Source organism: Sphingobium sp. SYK-6 (genome assembly GCF_000283515.1).
Classification (GTDB): domain Bacteria; phylum Pseudomonadota; class Alphaproteobacteria; order Sphingomonadales; family Sphingomonadaceae; genus Sphingobium; species Sphingobium lignivorans.
Genome location: NC_015976.1, coordinates 1,121,043 through 1,139,079 on the forward strand (window position 1 = coordinate 1,121,043; position 18,037 = coordinate 1,139,079).

Consider the following 18,037-nt stretch of genomic DNA (forward strand, 5'->3'; position numbering starts at 1 on the left):
ATCATGTCAATCGTCAAGACCTACGCCAACGCCGCCGATCCCGCTTCCCCGCTCGACATCGCGCCGGTCACCGGTACGATCGGCGCGGAAATCCGGGGCGTCCAGCTCTCCGGAGACCTCGATGCCACCACCGTCCGGGCGATCCAGGATGCCGTGGTGCGTCACAAGGTCGTCTTTTTCCGTGGCCAGCATCACCTCGACGATGCCGAGCATGAGGCCTTCACGGCGCTGTTCGGCGATCCGGTGGCGCACCCCACCGTCCCCGTCGCACAGGGCTCGCGCTACCTGCTCGAGCTGGACAGCCGGGAAGGCTATGCCGCATCGAGCTGGCACACCGACGTGACCTTCGTCAATGCCTATCCCAAAGGCTCGATCCTGCGGGGTATCACCATCCCGGAGGCCGGCGGCGACACGCTCTGGGCCAATGGCGAGACGGCCTATGACGGCTTGCCCGAGCCGCTGCGCCAGCTCGTGAACGGTCTCTGGGCCGTGCACACCAATCTCTACGATTATGCAGCGATCCTCGGCAACGCACCCAAGGGGACCGATCAGGAAAAGGAGCGGCTCAACCAGCACCGTAATGTCTTCGCCTCCACCGTCTACGAGACGGAGCATCCGGTGGTGCGCGTGCACCCCGTCTCGGGCCAGCGCTCGCTGCTGCTGGGCCATTTCGTGAAGAATTTCGTCGGCCTCAGCCAGGCGGATTCGGCGCGCCTCTTCAACATCCTCCAGGATCATATCACACGGCCCGAGAATATCGTGCGCTGGCGCTGGCAGCCGGGCGACGTGGCCTTCTGGGACAATCAGTCCACCCAGCACCGCGCCGTCGCCGATTTCGGCCTGCAGCGCCGCACGCTGCGCCGCGCCACCATCAATGGCGATGTGCCGGTGAGCATCGACGGACGCACCAGCCGCACCGTCCGCAAGGAAAAGGCGGTTCAGTACGAGCCTGCATGATCTGATTCCACGGCCGCGCCACGGCCAGGAAAGGGGACGTGGCGCGGCCCTTCTGATTGCCTCCGACAGACAGGAAACCGCATGACTTTCGCCAAGCCGCTGACGGCGCTCGCTGCCGCTCTGCTCGCGCTCACCGGAACGCCGGCCGATGCTGAAGCGCAGAAGCGCCCCAATTTCCTCATCATCATTGCCGATGACCTGGGCTATTCCGACATCGGCGCCTTTGGCGGCGAGATCGCGACGCCCAATCTCGACAGGCTCGCGCTCACGGGGCTGCGCCTCACCGGCTTTCACACCGCGCCCACCTGCTCGCCCACGCGCGCGATGCTGCTCTCGGGCACGGACAATCATCTCGCGGGTCTCGGTTCGATGGCCGAGACGCTCGCACCCAACCAGCGGGGCAAGCCGGGCTTTGAAGGCTATCTCCGGCCCGATGTCGCCTCCCTCGCCGAGCGCCTCTCGGCCGGCGGCTACCGCACCTTGTTCTCGGGCAAATGGCATCTGGGCCTCAAGCCCGAGCAGGATCCGCACGCCCGCGGTTTCCAGCGCAGCTTCGCGCTGCTGCAGGGCGGCCATAATCATTTCGGGCAGGGCCTCTCGACCGATCCGGCCAGAGGCGACACCTATACGCTGGACGGCAAGCCCCTCGCCCAGCTCCCGGCCGACTTCTATTCCTCCGATGTCTTTGCGACGAAGCTGATCGAGGCACTGAACGGCACCGGTGGCGCGAAGAAGCCCTTCTTTGCTTATCTCGCCTTCACCGCGCCACACTGGCCGCTCCAGGCGCGGCCCGAGGACATCGCGAAATATCGCGGCCGCTATGATGCCGGGTTCGACGTGCTGCGCGCCCAGCGCCTCAAGCGCCAGCGCGAGCTCGGCCTCATCTCGCCCCAAACGGTCGCCCACAGCACGAAGGTGCCGCGTGGCCACTGGGATGCGCTGACCGCCGCCGAGCAGCGCCAGGCTGCGCGGGACATGGAAATCTATGCGGCGATGGTCGACCGGCTCGACCAGAATGTCGGCCGCGTGCTCGATGCGCTGCGGGCAAGCGGCGAGCTCGACAACACCGTCATCCTCTTCATGGCGGACAATGGCGCGGAAGGGCTCGACGTGGAAGGCGGGGGCCTCAAATTGCTGGAGGCGCGCCTTGCCAGGGCGGACAACAGCTTTGCCAATCGCGGCACTGCAACCTCCTATGTCGCTTACGGCCCGGGCTGGGCCCAGGCCGCCACCGCACCTTCCTGGAGCGTCAAGGGCTATGCGACCGAGGGCGGCACGCGCACCGTCTCCTTCCTCAACTGGCGCGGGATCGCCCGACAGGGCCAGACGAGCAATGCCTTCCTCTCGGTCGCCGACATCGCGCCGACCTTCCTCGATCTTGCCGGCATCGCGCGTGACGGGACCAGCTTCGCCGGCCGCGCCGTCCGTCCGATCACCGGCAAGAGCTGGGCGCCCTTCCTCGCGGGCAAGGCGGATCGCGTCTATGGCGTGGAGGAGGCGATCGGCACCGAGCTGTTCGGGTCGCGCGCGATCCGCCAAGGCGACTGGAAGATCACCGACCCGGGCGACGGCAAATGGCGCCTCTTCAATCTGGCCGAGGATCCCGGGGAGACGCAGGATCTCTCGCTCGCCGAGCCCGAGCGGTTCACGCTGCTCCTCGCCGCATGGGACAGCTATGCCGAGCGCGTCGGCGTGATCCTGCCCAGCGAAACGCTCTATCGCCCATGACCCGACGGTTCGCGACCTGCCTGATCGCCGCCCTTTCGCTGCCGGCGCTTGTGGCTGCCGACCGGGCAATCCCGGTCAGATCGCTGCCGGAGAACCGGCAGTGCCTGCCGCCGGCCGACCTCATGGTCTGGGTTGCCGGGGGTGAGACCCGGATCGGCGACGATGAGGGTTATGCCGACGAGCGCCCGTCCTACACCGCCCCGGTCAAGGGCTTCTGGCTCGACCGGACGGAAGTGACCAATCGCCAGTTCGCGGCCTTCGTCGCCGCGACCGGCCATGTCACGACGGCCGAGCGGCGGGGAGACTCCTTTGTCTTCGTGCCGCCGGCCGCCGGGACGATCGCCACCGCGCCGGACCAGTGGTGGCGGATCGTCCAGGGCGCGGACTGGCGGCATCCCCAGGGACCGGGGAGCCGCATCGACGACCGCCTGGACGAGCCGGTCGTGCATGTTTCGCAAGCCGACGCGCGCGCCTATGCCCACTGGCGCGGCCATCGCCTGCCAAGCGAAGAGGAGTATGAACGGGCGGCGCAGGGCCGCCTCGGGACGCTGCGCGATCAGCCGGCGCCGGACTCGGCCAATAGCTGGCAAGGACCGTTCCCCCATGAGGATCTCAAGCTGGACGGAGCCGCCGGCATTGCGCCCGTGGGCTGCTACAAGGCTAACGCCTATGGCGCGCACGACCTCATCGGCAATGTGTGGGAGTGGACGTCCAGCTGGTACACGCCCGGCCACGGCCCCGAGCCGAGTCCGCTCGGTGCCGGATCCAATCCGAGCGCCGATCCGCGCCAGCCCGACAAGCCCGTGCGCGTCATCAAGGGCGGCTCCTTCCTCTGCGCGCCCAATTATTGCGCCCGCTACCGCCCCGCGGCGCGCCACGCGCAGGCGGAGGACGAAACAGCCTCGCATATCGGCTTTCGAACGGCATCGAACAGGGATCTCAATAGCTAGTCGGGAAGCGCCCCAATTCCAGACATTGAGCGGATCGAACGAAACGCCAACAAAGGCGACATTCGACCGCCCCAAACGGCTCCCTAAAACCTGTCCTTTGTTCATCAGGCTGTCAAAGCTTCCCGATGCACTGACCTTCGGACCTGAACGGGAAGTTTTGTCGGAAGCCGCCGCGATCATCTGCAAGCGCCCGAATAGCAGTCTTCCGAATGTGCAGGCGCTAACTCCGAAATCGGCCGCTCAGGTCAGGTCACGCTATCGCACAACCCTCCAGCCATTTGACGGCGCAGGCAAATTACATGCGACATTAAACCCGAGTCAGATGAAGTTGAGGGCATTATTCTCTGATTACGTCCGATTTCACCTTGGAAATTTCATTCCTTTATAGTAGACGCACTTGTATCACCTACCACAATTCAATTCCTCTGTTGAGACTATTCATGCGAGAGCGATTCTATAACAATCGGAGGGATGACGAAGGCCCCCGCCGCAAAATTACAGGATTATCGACTGTCGAAACTTTCCTGGCGTCAAGCCGGACGAGCGTTGGAATGCGCGCGTAAAAGTCGCCTGCGAGGAAAAGCGACAGCTCAGCGCGATCTCGGCCAGTGATAGATTGGTGCTTGCGAGTAGCTGGCGCGCCAGCTCCAGCCTGCGGGTGCTGACATAACGATGGGGGGGGATTCCGGTCGCATCGCGAAAAGCGCGCGCGAAGTAAAAGGGGCTAAGGCAGGCAATCGCCGCCAGTTGATCGAGCGTGAGATCATCACTCAGATGAGCCTCGATATGATCGGTTACCCGCTTGAGGCGGCGCGGATCCAGCGCCCCACGGAGCCGATCGGCGCCGGGCTTCATGCGATCGCTCGCATAACGGCTGACGATATGTGCGAACAGCGCCATGCTCAGCTGATCGGCGAGCAGGCTGCCACTGGACGTTTCGCTTCGCAGCTCGTCAAGCAATCGCAAGCCGATCTGCCGCACAAGTTCGTCATCCACATTGGCGGCATAGTGAATGCTGCCGGGCGAGATGGTGCGCGATGCTGCCTCGGAATAGCGATCGAAGCGCTGCTGGGGAAAATAGAGATGAAGAATCTGGGGCAACTCGGCCGTAATCCGGATGGAGTCCTCCTCGACCCCGATCGGACAGAACCAGAGCGTCCCCTTGCGCACCGCCGTGCTCTGAAACTGGCCATTGCCCCGTCGCTCGACAGAGCCGTCCGGCACGTCGGCCAAAGCGAGGGTGATTTCCATCTGATCCGGGCGGATCGCCGGGATTTCTCCGGCCGGATGCGCGCGTAGCTCAGCCGCGAAGCCGCTCCAGCCGCGCGATCGGGAACTGCACAGGAGCCCCGCGTGCGGAAACTTATACTCGCCGAATTCTGCCAGCGTCGTCATGTGCCACGCCCCGCGCGTATCCACCTTCCAGACTGCCGATCCTTCATGGGCAAGACAAGTGACAAGCGCAGGAACGGTCAAAAATTCCGCAAGCGAGGCAAAGACAAAATGGACGGATCATGATCCACTGGATGTGGGAAGGTGGAAACGTGACTGAAGCTCGAAATGTCGACGCACTGCAGGACAAGGATCGCGCGCTTCACGAGATGATCGAGGCGCTGACGGCCATCCAGCTTGGCGCCAGCGCCTATCGCAACTGGCTTGCGAAAGGGCCGGCTGAAGCGGGGCAGGCGCGGCAATGTCTGGGCGACATACTGGACCAGACGTCCCGTCTGCAGAGCGTGGTCGAGGCGCTCCTGCGCGAAGAGGTTTAGGCCGCGAGATTGCCGATCGCGCTAATCCGGCCAGCGCGCGCACTGGCGACGGCCCATTCGAGCGCGGTGTCGGCGACCACCTCCCAGCCTTGGTCGATGCAGGTCCAATGCGAGCGGCCAGGGAAGATGGTGAGATCCGTGCGGGAGGCGGCGCGCTTCTGTCGCTTGTAGATGGCGCGCGTCATTCCCGCATCGGCGATCAGATCGAGCTCCCCGCCGATCAGCAGGAGCGGCGCGCGGATCTTGCTCGCCCAGTTGATCTTCATCGGATTGACGACGCCGTTCCAGTAGACGCGGCCGGGCGTCGGAACGATGTAGCGATCGTACAGCGCGTCGGCCTGCTCCTTCGGCACGGTCTGGGCGAAACGGTTGCGAAAGTAGGTGCGGGACATGGTCTTGGCCTTTCGCCAGCTCAGCGGATCGATGAACACCGGCAGTGCCGAGCGGATCGCATGCGGATAGAGCGGCACGCCGGGCGTCGGCGCCGGATCGATGGCGACGCCCGCGACGCCGAGACCACGATCGAGCAGATGCTGGACGAAGACGCCGCCCAGCGAATGGCCGATGAGGATCGGCTCTTCCCGCAGGGTGGCGATGATGGCGGCATAATGATCGACGATCGCGCGCTGGTTGAGGAAGCGCAGCTGCGGATGCGGCGCGGCGCGCAGTTGCTCCGGCGCGCGGTCGTCATAGGGCCAGTCCGGCGCGATCACCGTATAGCCCTGTGCTTCATAGCGGACCTTGAAGCCTTCCCAGCTCCTCGAATTCAACCAGGCACCGTGAATGAGCATAATGGTCTTGGACATGATCGTCTCCTTCCGCTCCGGCCGGCTCGCGAGCCGGCCTCTTGATGATGATGGAAGAGTGCCCGGTGGCCGGGGCCGAACCAATTCTACGGACCGGTGTCGAAGCTAAACCTTGGTTTGGTGCGAGCCCGGTGGCCGCGATGCAGCGGGGGCGCCGCCACCGGTCCGGGATCACGCCTTGATGAAAGCGAGCAGCTCCGGATTCACGATATCGGGGTGGGTCGTGCAGAGGCCGTGCGGCAGGCCCTTATAGGTCTTGAGCGTGCCGTTCTTCAGCAGCTTTACCGAAAGCGGCGCGGAATCGGCGTAAGGCACGATCTGGTCATCGTCGCCATGCATGACGAGCGTCGGCACGGTGATGGCCTTCAGATCCTCGGTAAAGTCGGTCTCGGAAAATGCCTTGATGCAGTCATAATGCGCCTTGGCGCCGCCCATCATGCCCTGCCGCCACCAGTTCTGGATCACGCCCTGATCGACCTTCGCGCCCGGCCGGTTATAGCCATAGAAGGGCCCGGCCGGCACATCCATGAAGAACTGCGCGCGATTGTCGACCAGCGCCTTGCGAAAGCCGTCGAACACCTCGATCGGCAGACCGCCGGGATTCATGTCGCTCTTGACCATGATCGGCGGCACCGCGCCGATCAGCACCGCCTTGGCGACGCGGCCGGGCTTGGCCCGTGCGACATAATGGGCGACCTCTCCGCCGCCGGTGGAGTGGCCGATATGGATGGCACCCTTGAGGTCGAGATGATCGGTCAACGCTGCGACGTCAGCGGCATAAGTGTTCATCTCGTTGCCCAGCCAGGTCTGGGTGGAGCGGCCATGGCCGCGCCGGTCATGCGCGATGACGCGGTAGCCCTGCAGCAGAAAGAACATCATCTGGTTGTCCCAGTCGTCGGCGGTCAGTGGCCAGCCATGGTGGAACATGATCGGCGTGGCGTCCTTCGGGCCCCAATCCTTGTAGAAAATCTCGGTTCCGTCGCTGGTGGTGACATGAGGCATGGTCTTGGCTCCTTTCTGGGGGGTGGCGGCAAAGCTCGTATCGGCCAGCAGCGACAGCCCGGTGATGGCGAGGCCTGAGCCCAGCATCTCGCGGCGTGTCGGCGTGAACAGGTCGGGCATGGGTTGATCCTTTCAGGGTAGATGCCAGTAGCGACGGCTTCCATCGCCGCAGGGCAAGGCGAAGCGCTCGACGAGCGACTGGACCTGCGAGACTGTGAAACCGGCTTCGATCGCGGCATCGACCTCACGCACGGCATATTCGAGCGGCTCGTGGCGCAGGCGCACGACCAGCTGGCGCAGCGCTTCCAGCCGGGCGTTGGCAAGGCTCACGGGGTGATCGACGGCGCCGAACAGACGGGCGAGAAGCCCCGGGCGCCGGTCGGCGATCAGCGGATCACTGGTCGCAAGCACGATGACCGCCTGCTCCACCGGATCGAAGGCGGGCCGGCTCACGGCAGCTGCGCCTGGAAGAAGGACCAGGTCCTGCCGTTGGCAAGCGCGGCGGCCTCGGCGTCATAATGGGTGCCGCTGTGCCGCGCGAAGGCGTGGTTGCAGCCTGGATAGGAGAAGATCTCCACGGCCGGATTGCCGCGCACGGCGTCCGCGATGATCGCCTGTGCTGATGGGGAAATGAACTCGTCCTCTTCGGCGAGGTGGACGATCGTCGGTGCGCTGATGCGAGCAGCTTCGTCGGCATAGTCCTGCGCCGCGCCGGGATAATAGACGACGCTGGCGTCCGTGCCGTGGCGAGCGGTCACGAGGAAAGTCATGAGACCGCCCAGGCAATAGCCCATCAGGCCGACCTTGCCGGTCGTCCCCGCGAGCGTCCTTGCGAAGGTGATCACTTCGGCAATGTCGCGCGCGCCCTGATCGCGATCATAGGCTCCATAAAGCGCAAGGCCCTTTTCCCATTCCTCCGGCGTCCAGTGCGAGAGGTCGAGCCCGGGTTCCTGCCGCCAGAACAGGTCCGGCGCGATAGCCACGAAACCCCGTTCGGCAAGCTCGTGACAACTGGCGCGCATGTCGTCATTCACGCCGAACACTTCGTGCAGAACCACCACGGCGGGGGCAGGCAAACGCGCCGGATAAGCGACGAATGCGCGGAAAGAACCATCCTCAACGTCGATCTGCAGATAGTCACTCATCGGCCAGCTCCTCGACTGTGCGCAGACTATGGCGTGCGGCGACCGCTGCGCTCAATCAGACGAGGGATGGCTCGCGCTAGACCTTGGTATGGCGCGGCCAGGAACAAAAAAAGCCGGCTTGTGAAAAGCCGGCTCAGTTTTGGGGAGAGGGGTGAGATGGCTATTTCACGCGCCCCGGCAGGCTGAGATCGCCCGATGCCACGTCGAAGACATTGGCGATGCAAAGCAATGGCGCGTGGAGATTGGCGTTGACCTTGAGCGCCGACGTCACGCCATCGAACCTGACGCCTGCGCTGGCACCGATGACGCTGGCGGGCACCTTCACCTCGACCATGTCGGTCTCCAGCGTCGTCGGATAGGTCGGGCTGTCGATCAGCAGCGGCACTTTGGGCCAGGTCGCGGGCACCTTTGGCGTCATGCCCTCGGGAATATCCCTCACCTTGAGCGAGCCCTTCCCGCAGGCTTCGTCCGGCACCAGCACGACCCAATGCGGATGCCAGACATGGCGATTGGCGCTACCATCGGCAGTGTCGTCAAAATCGGGATGGAAGGTGACGGCGAGCGCTAGGATACCCTGCCCCTGCTCGAAGCCGACGCTCTCGCTGTCGAGACTGGTCGGCCAGACATAGGAATAGACGGCGCTCCCGGCGAAGGCGCCGGTCGGCTTGGGACGGAGAGCCCCCGCCTTGCCGCGCACCTTCACCTGGAAGACGATGTCGGGGCCGATGCTCTTTACGTCGGTGCGAATGATGTCGAAGGCGGCCTCGCGATCTTCTGGTCGGGCGCGGAAGCGATATGCCCTTCATGCTGGGCGAGGGCGCCTGTCCCGGCACCAAGCATGGCGAGGGCTCCGGCAAGTCGGACGAACGTCATGATATGAACTCCCTGAGATGGATTATTCGGCGGCGGTGGCGAGATCGAGGCCAAGCGCCCGGGCGACGCCGGCGCCATAGGCAGGGTCGGCGCGCTGGCAGTTGGCGACATGGCGCTGCTGCACGGCGAGGGACGCGCCGCCGATCTGCCGGGCGGTATTCTCGAACAGAAGCTGCTGCTGGGCCGGGCTCATCAGGCGGAAGAGATTGCCCGGCTGCTCCCAGTGATCGTCATCGATGCGATGATCCCAGTGCGCGGCGGCGGCGTCGATCGGCAGCGCGGGCTCGTGGAGATGCGGCTGGTCCCGCCAGACGGCCTGGTCGTTCGGATAATAGCTGAGCGTTGCGCCGAGATTGCCGTCCGTGCGCATCGCACCGTCGCGATGATAGCTGTGGAACGGGCATTTGGGGGCATTGACCGGGATGTGCGCATGATTGACGCCGAGCCGGTAGCGTTGGGCGTCTCCGTAGGAGAAAAGTCGCGCCTGCAGCATCTTGTCCGGCGAGAAGCCGATGCCGGGCACGATGTTCGCGGGGGAGAAGGCCGCCTGCTCCACCTCGGCGAAAACATTCTCGGGATTGCGGTTGAGTTCCAGCACGCCGACCTCGATCAGCGGATAGTCCGCTTTTGGCCATATCTTGGTCAGATCGAACGGATTGTGCTTGTGAGTGCTGGCTTGCGCCTCGGTCATCACCTGGATGCAGAGTGTCCAGCGCGGATAATCACCCCGCTCGATCGCCTCGAACAGATCGCGGCCATGGCTTTCCCGATCACCGCCAATGACGGCGGCGGATTGCGCGTCGGACAGATTTTCGATGCCCTGCTGGCAGCGGAAATGGAATTTCACCCAGACTCGCTCGTTATCCGCGTTGATCAGGCTGAAGGTGTGGCTGCCGAAGCCGTGCATATGCCGGTAGCTCGCGGGGATGCCACGGTCCGACATGACGATCGTCACCTGATGCAGTGCCTCGGGCAGCAGCGTCCAGAAATCCCAGTTGTTCTGTGCGCTGCGCAACCCTGTGCGCGGGTCACGCTTCACGGCGTGGTTAAGATCCGGGAAACGCAGCGGATCGCGGAAGAAGAAGACCGGCGTGTTGTTGCCGACCAGATCCCAATTGCCCTCCTGCGTGTAGAACTTGACCGCGAAGCCGCGAATGTCGCGCTCGGCATCGGCCGCGCCGCGTTCGCCAGCCACCGTCGAGAAGCGCAGGAAGACGGGCGTCTCCTTGCCGACTTCCGCGAAGAGTTTCGCTTTGGTGAAACCTGTCACGTCGTTGGTCACCGTGAATGTCCCATGAGCGCCCGAGCCCTTGGCGTGCATGCGGCGCTCGGGGATCACCTCGCGGTCGAAATGAGCGAGCTTCTCGATCAACCAGATGTCTTCGAGCAGCGCTGGCCCACGCGGACCGGCCGTCAGGATATTGATGTTGTCGGCCACCGGCGCGCCGCTGGCATGGGTGAGTGGCTGGTTATCGCTGGTCATCGGTCCCTCCTGTACGTTCGCACGAGAGTGTCGCGGCAGGTCGATCGGGTCGATTGTGCCCAGGTTTTTCGCAATCAGATCAAAGTATAGTCAGCGCCCGCAATACCCAGTCGAGTGCATGGTCGGCGACTTCCTCCCAGCCCGGCTCGGCGATCAGCAGATGCGACCGGCCGGAGAAATGATGGAATTCGGTCATGGCCTGGGACCGGCGTTGCAGCCGGAACGCCGCCCGTGAGAGGGCCGGAGAAATCAGCCGATCGCGATCGCCTGCCGTGATGAGCAGCGGCTGGCGACGCGCGCGGGCATCGACCCGCGTGCCGATCCGCAGGGCTGCCTGGTGGAAGATCATGCCCGGTGCCGGAATGACATAGGAGGCAAAGGCCTCGTCGATCAGGGCGTCCGGCGCTCCCGTCGCGAACAGGCGGCCGAAGCGTGTGCGCGAGAAGGCATAGGGACGTCGCCAGCCGAGCGGGCGCAGCATGATCGGCGCGATGGCGCTCAGGGCCGTCCAGTCCGGCACGACACCGCCGATCGGTGCTGGATTGAGCGCGACGCCGGCCACGCCAACGCCCCGGTCCAGCAGAAGCTGCACGAGCAGCCCGCCGAAACTGTGGCCGATCAGGATTGGCGGCTCAGGCAGGCGCTCGGCATGGGCTTGCAGATGATCGGTGATCCGTCGGAGCGTGAGGCTGCCGAAACCATCCGGCACCGCGCCGCTCAGCGCGCTCGCCGGTCGTCCTTCGATCAACGGCCAGGAGGGAACATGCACGGCATGCCCCCTCGCTTCATAGCGCTGCCGGAACGGTGCCCAGCTGTCCACCGTCACCCATGCACCATGCACCAGCATGATCGGGGGCGCGCTCATGGCGCCGGCTGACGCGTCCGGTTGCGCACGAAGCTGGCAATGAGGTCCGCTGTCATCTCTGGCACTTCGTGCTGCGGGCCATGGCCCATGTTGGGCATGACCATGAGGTGCAGGCTTTTCCACACCCGATTCAGCGCGAACCAGTTCTGGACGGGGAAACAGATCTCGTGATCGCCGCTGATGACAAGGATCGGGACGCCCGCCGTGGCGAGAAAATCGCGATAGCCGGCGAGATCGGGGAAAACGTCGTCGGCCGCCCGATCCTCCAGAAGATGCATATAGGTCTCTTGCGGGATGGCCGGGCTGCGATCTCCCGTGCGCTCAGCGATGCGCGCAACAGACGCTGCAGCTGCGGCCCGGCTCGCCGCGGATTCCGGCTCGAAGAAAAGCACCGTCTCGTCGTGGAGGTCGTAGACTGGTTTCAGGGCATGGTCGAAGAAGACCGGATCCAAACCGTGCTCCAGCTTGCCCGGGGGCGCCGTGCCGATGAGGACGATGTGCGACACGCGTTCGGGCATCAGCGTGGCGACGACCTGGGCCGGGAAACCGCCGATCGACCAGCCGCCGGCCACGAAGCGATCGATGGCCAGCGCATCGGCGAGATCGATCATGTCGCGGGCCATGTGTTCCGCGCGATAGGAGGGCGTGCCAGTCGATTGTCCGAGCCCGCTATAGTCGAAAATGATGACGCGGAAATTCTGCGCGAGCGCATCGAGAAACGCCGGATCCCAAACGTCCATGACGCCGCGAAAGCGCAGGGCCAGAATGATAGGCGTCCCGGTGCCGATCTCGCGATAGGCCAGCGTGCGGCCATTGGTCTCCACGAAACGGGTTGCCACCGTTCGGGCGGTGTCGAGTGTCTGGGTCCTCATTTGCGCCTCCTTGGATTTGGGACGAGCGCAAAGTGAGCCGTTTCGAGGCATGGCGACATTCGTGCGTTGGCGTGGCGCGAATATACCAAAGGTCAGGCGACCAACGTGCGATCCAGGCAGGAGATAAGCGTGTCCGCCTCGAATGGCTTGAGGAGCAGTCCGGCCGCCCCGCACGCGTCGGCCCGATCGATGAGCGCAGGCTCCGTTCTGGCAGTGATGAGAATGACGGGCACGGCCAGGCCACGCCGGTCGAGCGCGGCCTTGAGGTCGAGGCCGCTCAGGCCCGGCATATGGATGTCCGAAATGACGCAATCCGGATGCGTTTCGGTCGCATCTAGGAAGGTCTCGGCGGAGGAATATCCCTCGGCGCCATAGCCTTCTGAGCGCAGCAGCGAGACGATCGCGCGGCGCAGCGACGCGTCGTCATCGATCACGGCAATCAGGGGCGGGTGATGAGCGGTCATTCCAGTCAAACGCTAAAGCCGTGCGCGCGCGACCTCAATCGCGGCTATACTCTCGTATAGCGACGCCCGATCATTGCATGCCGCCGTTCAGAAGTCCGGCCACGCGCACCAGGTCCGCCACGGAGCGGGCTTCCATCTTGCGCATCATCGCGCCGCGGTGCGCCTTCACCGTCACGATGCTCAGATCGAGGCGCTCGGCGATCTCCCTGTTCATCAGTCCCTCGACGACGCAATGGAACAACTGGGCCTCGCGGCTGGTCAACGAGGCCATGCGCTTGCTCGCTACGGCTTGCGTCGCGCGCTCGGCAAGGAGGGCCCGGTCTCGCTCGACCGCGCGACCGATCGCATCGAGCAAATCCTGCTCGCGAAAGGGTTTCATCAGGAAGTCAATCGCGCCGGCCTTCATTGCACGCACGGACATAGGGATATCGCCATAGCCGGTCATCATGATGATCGGCGCAGAAGCAGCGGGCGTGCGCAGTCGGTCCTGGAGGTCGAGACCACTCATGTCCGGCAAACGCACGTCCAGCAAAATACAGGCGGGACCAGCCGAAGGCCCGGTGTCGAGAGCAATGTCGAGAAAGGCCGACACCGTGCCATAGGCGCGCGCCTCATAGCCGACTGAGCGAACCAGACGAACCAGTCCGTCAGCGAGGCCTCCATCATCCTCCACGATATGGACGGTTGCGGATCGGGGTTCAGGCACGGGCCATCTCCTCTTCTGCGACCGGCAGGTCGAAATGGAAAGTCGAGCCTTCGCCGAGGCTGCTCTCAGCCCATATCCTGCCGCCATGAGCGCTGATGCAGGTGCGGCAGATGGCCAGGCCCATGCCCATGCCATCCGGTCTGCTCGAATAGAAGGGGTCGAAGATGGTCTCGAGCGAAGCCCGATCGATCCCGATGCCGCGATCGCGCACTTCGATGTGCAGGCGGTCCTCCTCATGCCGGATCGCGATCGTCAGATCCTTGGCGCCATCCACACCTTCCATGGCCTGCGCGGCATTCATCATCAGGTTCACCAGCACCTGCTGGATGTTCACCGCATCGGCCATCACCGGCGGCAGACCATCGTGCGCATCGACATGGGTGGATATGCCATGGGTGCGCAACTCACGGTCGATGAGGATGATCGCATCATGGACGAGCCGTGCCATATCCTGCGGCGCGGGCTTGAGCGGCGCATTGCTGAGAAACGCGCGGGTCTGCTCGACCACCGCCTTCGTCCGCATAGCCGCCGTCAGCACGCATTCCAGCGCCTGTTCGGCCTCGACGAGATCGGGCTGGTGCCGCCGCATCCAGCGCAGCGAGGCCTCGGCATTGGCGACGATTGCGGCCAGCGGCGAGTTGATTTCATGTGCGATGGATGCGGTGAGGGCGCCCATTGTGCTCACCCGTACCGCGCGCGCCATATCCAGCTCTGCCTGCGCCAGGCGAGCCTGCGTCGCTTTATATTCGGTGATATCGAGATCGCTGACGAGAATATCTTCGAACTGCTGCATGTCGGTCGGCAGGCCGGCGGTGAAGAGGGTGTCGACCGCCTCGCCATCTGGCAGCGTGATGTGCGTTTCGGAGCGATAGAAGCTGTCGCCATTCGCGAACGCGACCAGCCATTGGACAAAGGTCTGGTCGGTATCGGGCAGCAATCCGTCGAGCGAGCCGAGCAGCGCCTGCTTGTCCGGCGCCCGGGACCGCGACACGGCAAACTGGTTCACATCCTTGATGATGACATGGCGCCTGATTTCGCGCAGTTGGTCCGGATGCGCCGCGAAATGGGCCTGCATGTCGCGCACGCCCGAGCGGAGCAGCGCCAGCACCGCGTCGCGCGCATAGGACCAGTCCTCACGCCACAGCGAAATGCCCGTCCGCTCGAAGATCGTGTCGTTCCAGCGCCGGCTCTCGTCCAGCGCGTGCAGCAGACCAGCGACGCGCCGCCGGTGTATCATGACGCCGAGGATCACCAGCCCGATGGAGAGAGCGCTCAGCAGACCCGCGGAAATCCAGCCCGTCAAATCTGCGGGGACCACCAGCGCGAGAGCGATGATCAGGGTCGAGGCGATAACAAGCACCGACCAGTCCAGATTTGTCCAGCGCATGGCCGGCGCGGAGGCACCGGGCGTCACCGCCCAGGTCGGGATGCCATCGTCGGTGACGTTGCGCCGAACGGTCGCATCGTCCCCGGGCCAGAGGGTGAAAACCTGACGCACCAATCCCTCCCTGGAGAGCCCCACGCCTCCGCACTGCGAGATTTAGCTGCTAAACCGAAAATTTGCGGCTGAACGATCGTATAGTTGATCGAGGGAGATTTTCGCCACAGGGTCATGTGACAGCGATTTTGGGGGCCGGCAGAAGATAGATGACCGCCAAGCCCCTCATTTCCGTGGTCGACGACGATGCCGCGATCCGCATCGGCCTCTCGAGCCTGATCCGTTCGGAAGGCTATGAGGTCGCTCTTTTCGAAAGCGCCGAAGCCTTCCTTGCGAGCGGTGCGTCTGGCAAGCCGGGCTGCCTGCTGACCGATATCCAGATGCCCGGCATGAGCGGCCTCGACCTCCAGGCCCGTATTCGCGTGGAGCATCCGGCCCTGCCGGTGCTCGTCATGACCGCCTTTCCCGAGGAGGCGATGCGCCAGCGCGCGCTAAGTGCAGGCGCCGTCTGTTTCCTGAGCAAGCCGTTCGACGCGCAGGAATTGCTGCGATGCCTGCGCCGTGCGCTGGGCGAACGCTGAGCATACCAAGGTATCGCTTCCTTGAAGCTCTGGGGAGGCATAGCAAGATATCATGGACCAGACCGCGACCGTGCATATCATCGATGATGATGAATCCATGCGCCGAGCCGTCGCGGCGCTTTTGCGATCGGTCGGGATTGCGTCACAAAGCTACGATTCCTGCAGCACGTTTCTGGCAGCGTCGCTCGCTGACGAACCGGCCTGTCTGCTCCTCGACGTTCGGCTGCCGGGTACGAGCGGTCTCGATTTCCAGCAGCAGCTCGCTGGGCATGGGATCCATCTCCCGGTCATCATGATCACTGGCCATGGCGATGTCCCCATGTCGGTGCAGGCGATGAAGGCAGGGGCGATCGATTTCCTCACCAAGCCATTTCGTGATCAGGATCTGCTCGATGCCGTGGCGACCGCGCTTGAGCGGGACCGCAAGCGACGCGCTGAGACGGGCGAGCTTTCTGCTCTCAGCGCTCGCTACGAGGCTCTGTCCCTGCGCGAGAAGCAAGTCATGGGTCTGGTAACGGCCGGCCGGCTCAACAAGCAGGCCGCGTTCGATCTCGGCCTCAGCGAGATCACCGTGAAGCTCTACCGCGCCTCCGCGATGAAGAAGATGGAGGCACGCACCCTGGCCGATTTGGTCAAGATGGCTGAGCGGCTGAAGATCGGCATGCCCGGCTGAGCATCAGGCCGACGCGATCGGCGGCAGCGTGAAGGCGAAGCGCGCGCCTTTCGTTTGATTGCTCGCCTCGATACGGCCGCCATGGGCCTGAATGATGGACCGGCAAATCGCGAGGCCCATTCCCATGCCGCCCGGCTTTGTCGTGAAGAAGCCATCGAACACATGCGGCAGATGCTCGGGCGCGATGCCGGGACCGCTATCGTCGAAGCGGACTTCGACTTCGCCATTGTCCAGACATAGGGCGCGGACATCGAGCGAGCGCCCTGTGGCGGGCTGCTCCGCCATCGCCTGGATCGCATTGACCGCCAGATTGACGATGACCTGCTGAAGCTGGACCCGGTCGGCCAGGATGGTCGGCAAGCCCTCGTCCATGGCGAGCGCCACCGTCACGCCCTTCGCTTGCGCCTCGTGCCGGATGATCAGCATGGCTTCGTCCAGCAGAGCGGCAATGTCCTGCGGTGCCGGGGAGGGCTCGCGCTTGAGCGCCATGCCCCGGATGCGCGCGATGATGTCGCTCGCCCGCCGGGCATCTGCGACGATGTCCTGCGTCAGCGTCTCGACTTCCTGGAGATCAGGCTGATCGCGGCGCAGCCAGCGCAGGCTCGCCTGGCCGAAGGCGGAAATGGCGGCGAGCGGCTGGTTCACCTCATGCGCGATGGACGCGGTCAACTCGCCCAGGGTCGAGACGCGGGCGGCATGGGAAAGATCCCCCTGGACCTTCTGCAGCCGCGCCTCGCTCTCGCGCAGCGCCCGGTCCACCTGTTTGCGCGCGCTGATGTCGACGAAGCCGACGACATTGATCCCCCGCTCGATGAGCGGGCCGACGAACGACATGGTGTAGAGCACATCGACGAGGCTCCCATCGGGCCGATTGACCTGCGTCTCTTCGATGAAATGCGCTTCTCCACGCAGCCTTGCGAGCAATGAGCGCCGGATCGTGTCTGGCCGCGCTTTCCAGCCCCACGCGATCGGCCCGCGCAGTGCGGCCGCGCCATCCACGGCGAACAGGCGTATCGCTTCATCGTTCGCTTCCTGGATTTGCGGCAATTGCAGCACGTCCTCGATGAACTGCGGCGTGCGCTCGACATAATCCAGCAGATCGGCGATGCCCTCTGATCGCAGCGCTTCCAGCCGGGCGGACAGCGGTTGCATGTCCAACTGCAGCAGCGCGACCGGGACGTGCTGGAACAAGTCGCGATAGCGATGCTCGCTCGCCTCCATCTCGGCAAAGGCCTGCTTGCGTGCGCTGATATCGATGACGCCGACCAGCACCGTCCCCTGCGCCTTGTGATCGCTGGGCCAGCAGACCGTGAACAGCACATCGATGAGCCGACCGTCCATGCGCCGCAGCACCGTCTCGACGCTGTATCGATCCCGCCGTTGCGCGGCAGCGATGAGAGATTCGGCAAAAACGTGACGGCTCTGCAGCGGCCAGGCCCAGTCGATCGATTTGGCCAGCAAGGCATCCCGCGAAGGCGCGCCGAACAGGGACAGCGTCTGATCGTTGACATCGATCACCCGCACCATGCCGATCGCGCGATCGATGAAATCATGATCTTCGCGGAGGCGCGCCGGGATGTCCGTCACCCCGGACGCGACAAGCATGCCGATCGCGCGTCGGACCTCCGAGAAATCAAGCTCCCAGAAGGCGGCGGCCATGGCATGGAACAGATTGGTGAAGCGATGCGAGGCAATCTCGCCTTCGCTGACCTCCCCTGTGTTCCG

Annotated in this window: 19 protein-coding genes; 6 read left to right on the plus strand and 13 right to left on the minus strand. The window is 64.3% G+C overall.

All coding sequences use genetic code 11. The annotated features are described in order from the left end of the window. Positions 1-3: 3 nt before the first annotated feature. From SLG_RS05185 to SLG_RS05195, 3 genes are all read left to right on the plus strand, one after another. Positions 4-957 (plus strand): TauD/TfdA dioxygenase family protein, encoded by a 954-nt coding sequence (locus SLG_RS05185; RefSeq protein WP_014075386.1) that lies wholly within the window; start codon positions 4-6, stop codon positions 955-957. A gap of 81 nt (positions 958-1,038) precedes the next feature. After that, complete coding sequence (locus tag SLG_RS05190) at positions 1,039-2,685, plus strand: arylsulfatase (RefSeq protein WP_014075387.1); 1,647 nt, start codon at positions 1,039-1,041, stop codon at positions 2,683-2,685. Then, complete coding sequence (locus tag SLG_RS05195) at positions 2,682-3,635, plus strand: formylglycine-generating enzyme family protein (protein ID WP_014075388.1); 954 nt, start codon at positions 2,682-2,684, stop codon at positions 3,633-3,635. Before SLG_RS05190 ends, SLG_RS05195 begins: the two co-directional genes overlap by 4 nt. 495 nt (positions 3,636-4,130) lie before the next feature. On the opposite strand, the gene SLG_RS05200 is transcribed toward SLG_RS05195, so the two are convergent. After that, complete coding sequence (locus SLG_RS05200; RefSeq protein ID WP_014075389.1) at positions 4,131-5,030, minus strand: helix-turn-helix domain-containing protein; 900 nt, start codon at positions 5,028-5,030, stop codon at positions 4,131-4,133. 149 nt (positions 5,031-5,179) lie between these two features. On the opposite strand from SLG_RS05200, the gene SLG_RS05205 reads away from it, so the two are divergent. Further along, the gene (locus SLG_RS05205) at positions 5,180-5,404 is read left to right on the plus strand and encodes a hypothetical protein (protein WP_148276494.1); all 225 of its coding nucleotides are present in this window, start codon (positions 5,180-5,182) and stop codon (positions 5,402-5,404) included. Here SLG_RS05205 and SLG_RS05210 read toward each other — a convergent pair. The 11 genes from SLG_RS05210 to SLG_RS05260 all read right to left on the minus strand — a co-directional run bounded on the left by SLG_RS05210 (position 5,401) and on the right by SLG_RS05260 (position 15,118). Continuing rightward, positions 5,401-6,210 (minus strand): alpha/beta hydrolase, encoded by an 810-nt coding sequence (locus tag SLG_RS05210; protein ID WP_014075391.1) that lies wholly within the window; start codon positions 6,208-6,210, stop codon positions 5,401-5,403. The genes SLG_RS05205 and SLG_RS05210 overlap by 4 nt on opposite strands. Before the next feature lie 171 nt (positions 6,211-6,381). Then, a complete protein-coding gene (locus SLG_RS05215; RefSeq protein WP_041392682.1) occupies positions 6,382-7,212 on the minus strand; it encodes an alpha/beta fold hydrolase in 831 nt (276 codons plus the stop codon). 132 nt (positions 7,213-7,344) lie between these two features. Next, the gene (locus SLG_RS05220) at positions 7,345-7,665 is read right to left on the minus strand and encodes a hypothetical protein (RefSeq protein WP_014075393.1); all 321 of its coding nucleotides are present in this window, start codon (positions 7,663-7,665) and stop codon (positions 7,345-7,347) included. After that, positions 7,662-8,357: a dienelactone hydrolase family protein gene (locus SLG_RS05225; RefSeq protein WP_014075394.1), complete on the minus strand. Its 696-nt coding sequence runs from the start codon at positions 8,355-8,357 to the stop codon at positions 7,662-7,664. Before SLG_RS05225 ends, SLG_RS05220 begins: the two co-directional genes overlap by 4 nt. Positions 8,358-8,517: 160 nt before the next feature. Beyond that, positions 8,518-9,060 (minus strand): hypothetical protein, encoded by a 543-nt coding sequence (locus SLG_RS05230; protein ID WP_014075395.1) that lies wholly within the window; start codon positions 9,058-9,060, stop codon positions 8,518-8,520. A 192-nt stretch (positions 9,061-9,252) separates the two neighbouring features. Further along, positions 9,253-10,713, minus strand: coding sequence for a catalase (locus SLG_RS05235; RefSeq protein ID WP_014075396.1), 1,461 nt, complete (start codon positions 10,711-10,713; stop codon positions 9,253-9,255). A gap of 79 nt (positions 10,714-10,792) precedes the next feature. Then, a complete protein-coding gene (locus tag SLG_RS05240) occupies positions 10,793-11,578 on the minus strand; it encodes an alpha/beta hydrolase (protein ID WP_014075397.1) in 786 nt (261 codons plus the stop codon). Then, positions 11,575-12,450, minus strand: coding sequence for an alpha/beta fold hydrolase (locus SLG_RS05245; RefSeq protein WP_014075398.1), 876 nt, complete (start codon positions 12,448-12,450; stop codon positions 11,575-11,577). Before SLG_RS05245 ends, SLG_RS05240 begins: the two co-directional genes overlap by 4 nt. 92 nt (positions 12,451-12,542) lie before the next feature. Next, a complete protein-coding gene (locus SLG_RS05250) occupies positions 12,543-12,914 on the minus strand; it encodes a response regulator transcription factor (protein WP_014075399.1) in 372 nt (123 codons plus the stop codon). A gap of 70 nt (positions 12,915-12,984) precedes the next feature. Continuing rightward, positions 12,985-13,620: a response regulator transcription factor gene (locus SLG_RS05255; RefSeq protein ID WP_014075400.1), complete on the minus strand. Its 636-nt coding sequence runs from the start codon at positions 13,618-13,620 to the stop codon at positions 12,985-12,987. Next, on the minus strand, positions 13,613-15,118 hold the full coding sequence (locus SLG_RS05260; protein WP_014075401.1) for a sensor histidine kinase: 1,506 nt from the start codon (positions 15,116-15,118) through the stop codon (positions 13,613-13,615). Before SLG_RS05260 ends, SLG_RS05255 begins: the two co-directional genes overlap by 8 nt. A gap of 149 nt (positions 15,119-15,267) precedes the next feature. On the opposite strand from SLG_RS05260, the gene SLG_RS05265 reads away from it, so the two are divergent. Both SLG_RS05265 and SLG_RS05270 read left to right on the plus strand, forming a co-directional pair. Further along, positions 15,268-15,639, plus strand: coding sequence for a response regulator transcription factor (locus tag SLG_RS05265; protein ID WP_014075402.1), 372 nt, complete (start codon positions 15,268-15,270; stop codon positions 15,637-15,639). 97 nt (positions 15,640-15,736) lie between these two features. Further along, positions 15,737-16,312, plus strand: coding sequence for a response regulator transcription factor (locus tag SLG_RS05270; protein WP_331386532.1), 576 nt, complete (start codon positions 15,737-15,739; stop codon positions 16,310-16,312). Between the two features lie 3 nt (positions 16,313-16,315). Here the strand turns inward: SLG_RS05270 and SLG_RS20270 are convergent, their stop codons facing one another. Then, positions 16,316-17,971, minus strand: coding sequence for a PAS domain-containing sensor histidine kinase (locus SLG_RS20270; protein ID WP_231848759.1), 1,656 nt, complete (start codon positions 17,969-17,971; stop codon positions 16,316-16,318). Positions 17,972-18,037: the final 66 nt, after the last annotated feature.

Bases quoted from the DNA above. Each gene is read 5' to 3' on its own strand.
- SLG_RS05210 (WP_014075391.1), bottom strand. From the start codon at position 6,210: ATGTCCAAGACCATTATGCTCATTCACGGTGCCTGGTTGAATTCGAGG.
- SLG_RS05235 (WP_014075396.1), bottom strand. From the start codon at position 10,713: ATGACCAGCGATAACCAGCCACTCACCCATGCCAGCGGCGCGCCGGTG.
- SLG_RS05200 (WP_014075389.1), bottom strand. From the start codon at position 5,030: ATGACGACGCTGGCAGAATTCGGCGAGTATAAGTTTCCGCACGCGGGG.
- SLG_RS05215 (WP_041392682.1), bottom strand. From the start codon at position 7,212: ATGCCTCATGTCACCACCAGCGACGGAACCGAGATTTTCTACAAGGAT.
- SLG_RS20270 (WP_231848759.1), bottom strand. From the start codon at position 17,971: ATGGCCGCCGCCTTCTGGGAGCTTGATTTCTCGGAGGTCCGACGCGCG.
- SLG_RS05185 (WP_014075386.1), top strand. From the start codon at position 4: ATGTCAATCGTCAAGACCTACGCCAACGCCGCCGATCCCGCTTCCCCG.
- SLG_RS05270 (WP_331386532.1), top strand. From the start codon at position 15,737: ATGCGCCGAGCCGTCGCGGCGCTTTTGCGATCGGTCGGGATTGCGTCA.
- SLG_RS05190 (WP_014075387.1), top strand. From the start codon at position 1,039: ATGACTTTCGCCAAGCCGCTGACGGCGCTCGCTGCCGCTCTGCTCGCG.
- SLG_RS05240 (WP_014075397.1), bottom strand. From the start codon at position 11,578: ATGAGCGCGCCCCCGATCATGCTGGTGCATGGTGCATGGGTGACGGTG.
- SLG_RS05225 (WP_014075394.1), bottom strand. From the start codon at position 8,357: ATGAGTGACTATCTGCAGATCGACGTTGAGGATGGTTCTTTCCGCGCA.
- SLG_RS05265 (WP_014075402.1), top strand. From the start codon at position 15,268: ATGACCGCCAAGCCCCTCATTTCCGTGGTCGACGACGATGCCGCGATC.
- SLG_RS05245 (WP_014075398.1), bottom strand. From the start codon at position 12,450: ATGAGGACCCAGACACTCGACACCGCCCGAACGGTGGCAACCCGTTTC.
- SLG_RS05195 (WP_014075388.1), top strand. From the start codon at position 2,682: ATGACCCGACGGTTCGCGACCTGCCTGATCGCCGCCCTTTCGCTGCCG.
- SLG_RS05250 (WP_014075399.1), bottom strand. From the start codon at position 12,914: ATGACCGCTCATCACCCGCCCCTGATTGCCGTGATCGATGACGACGCG.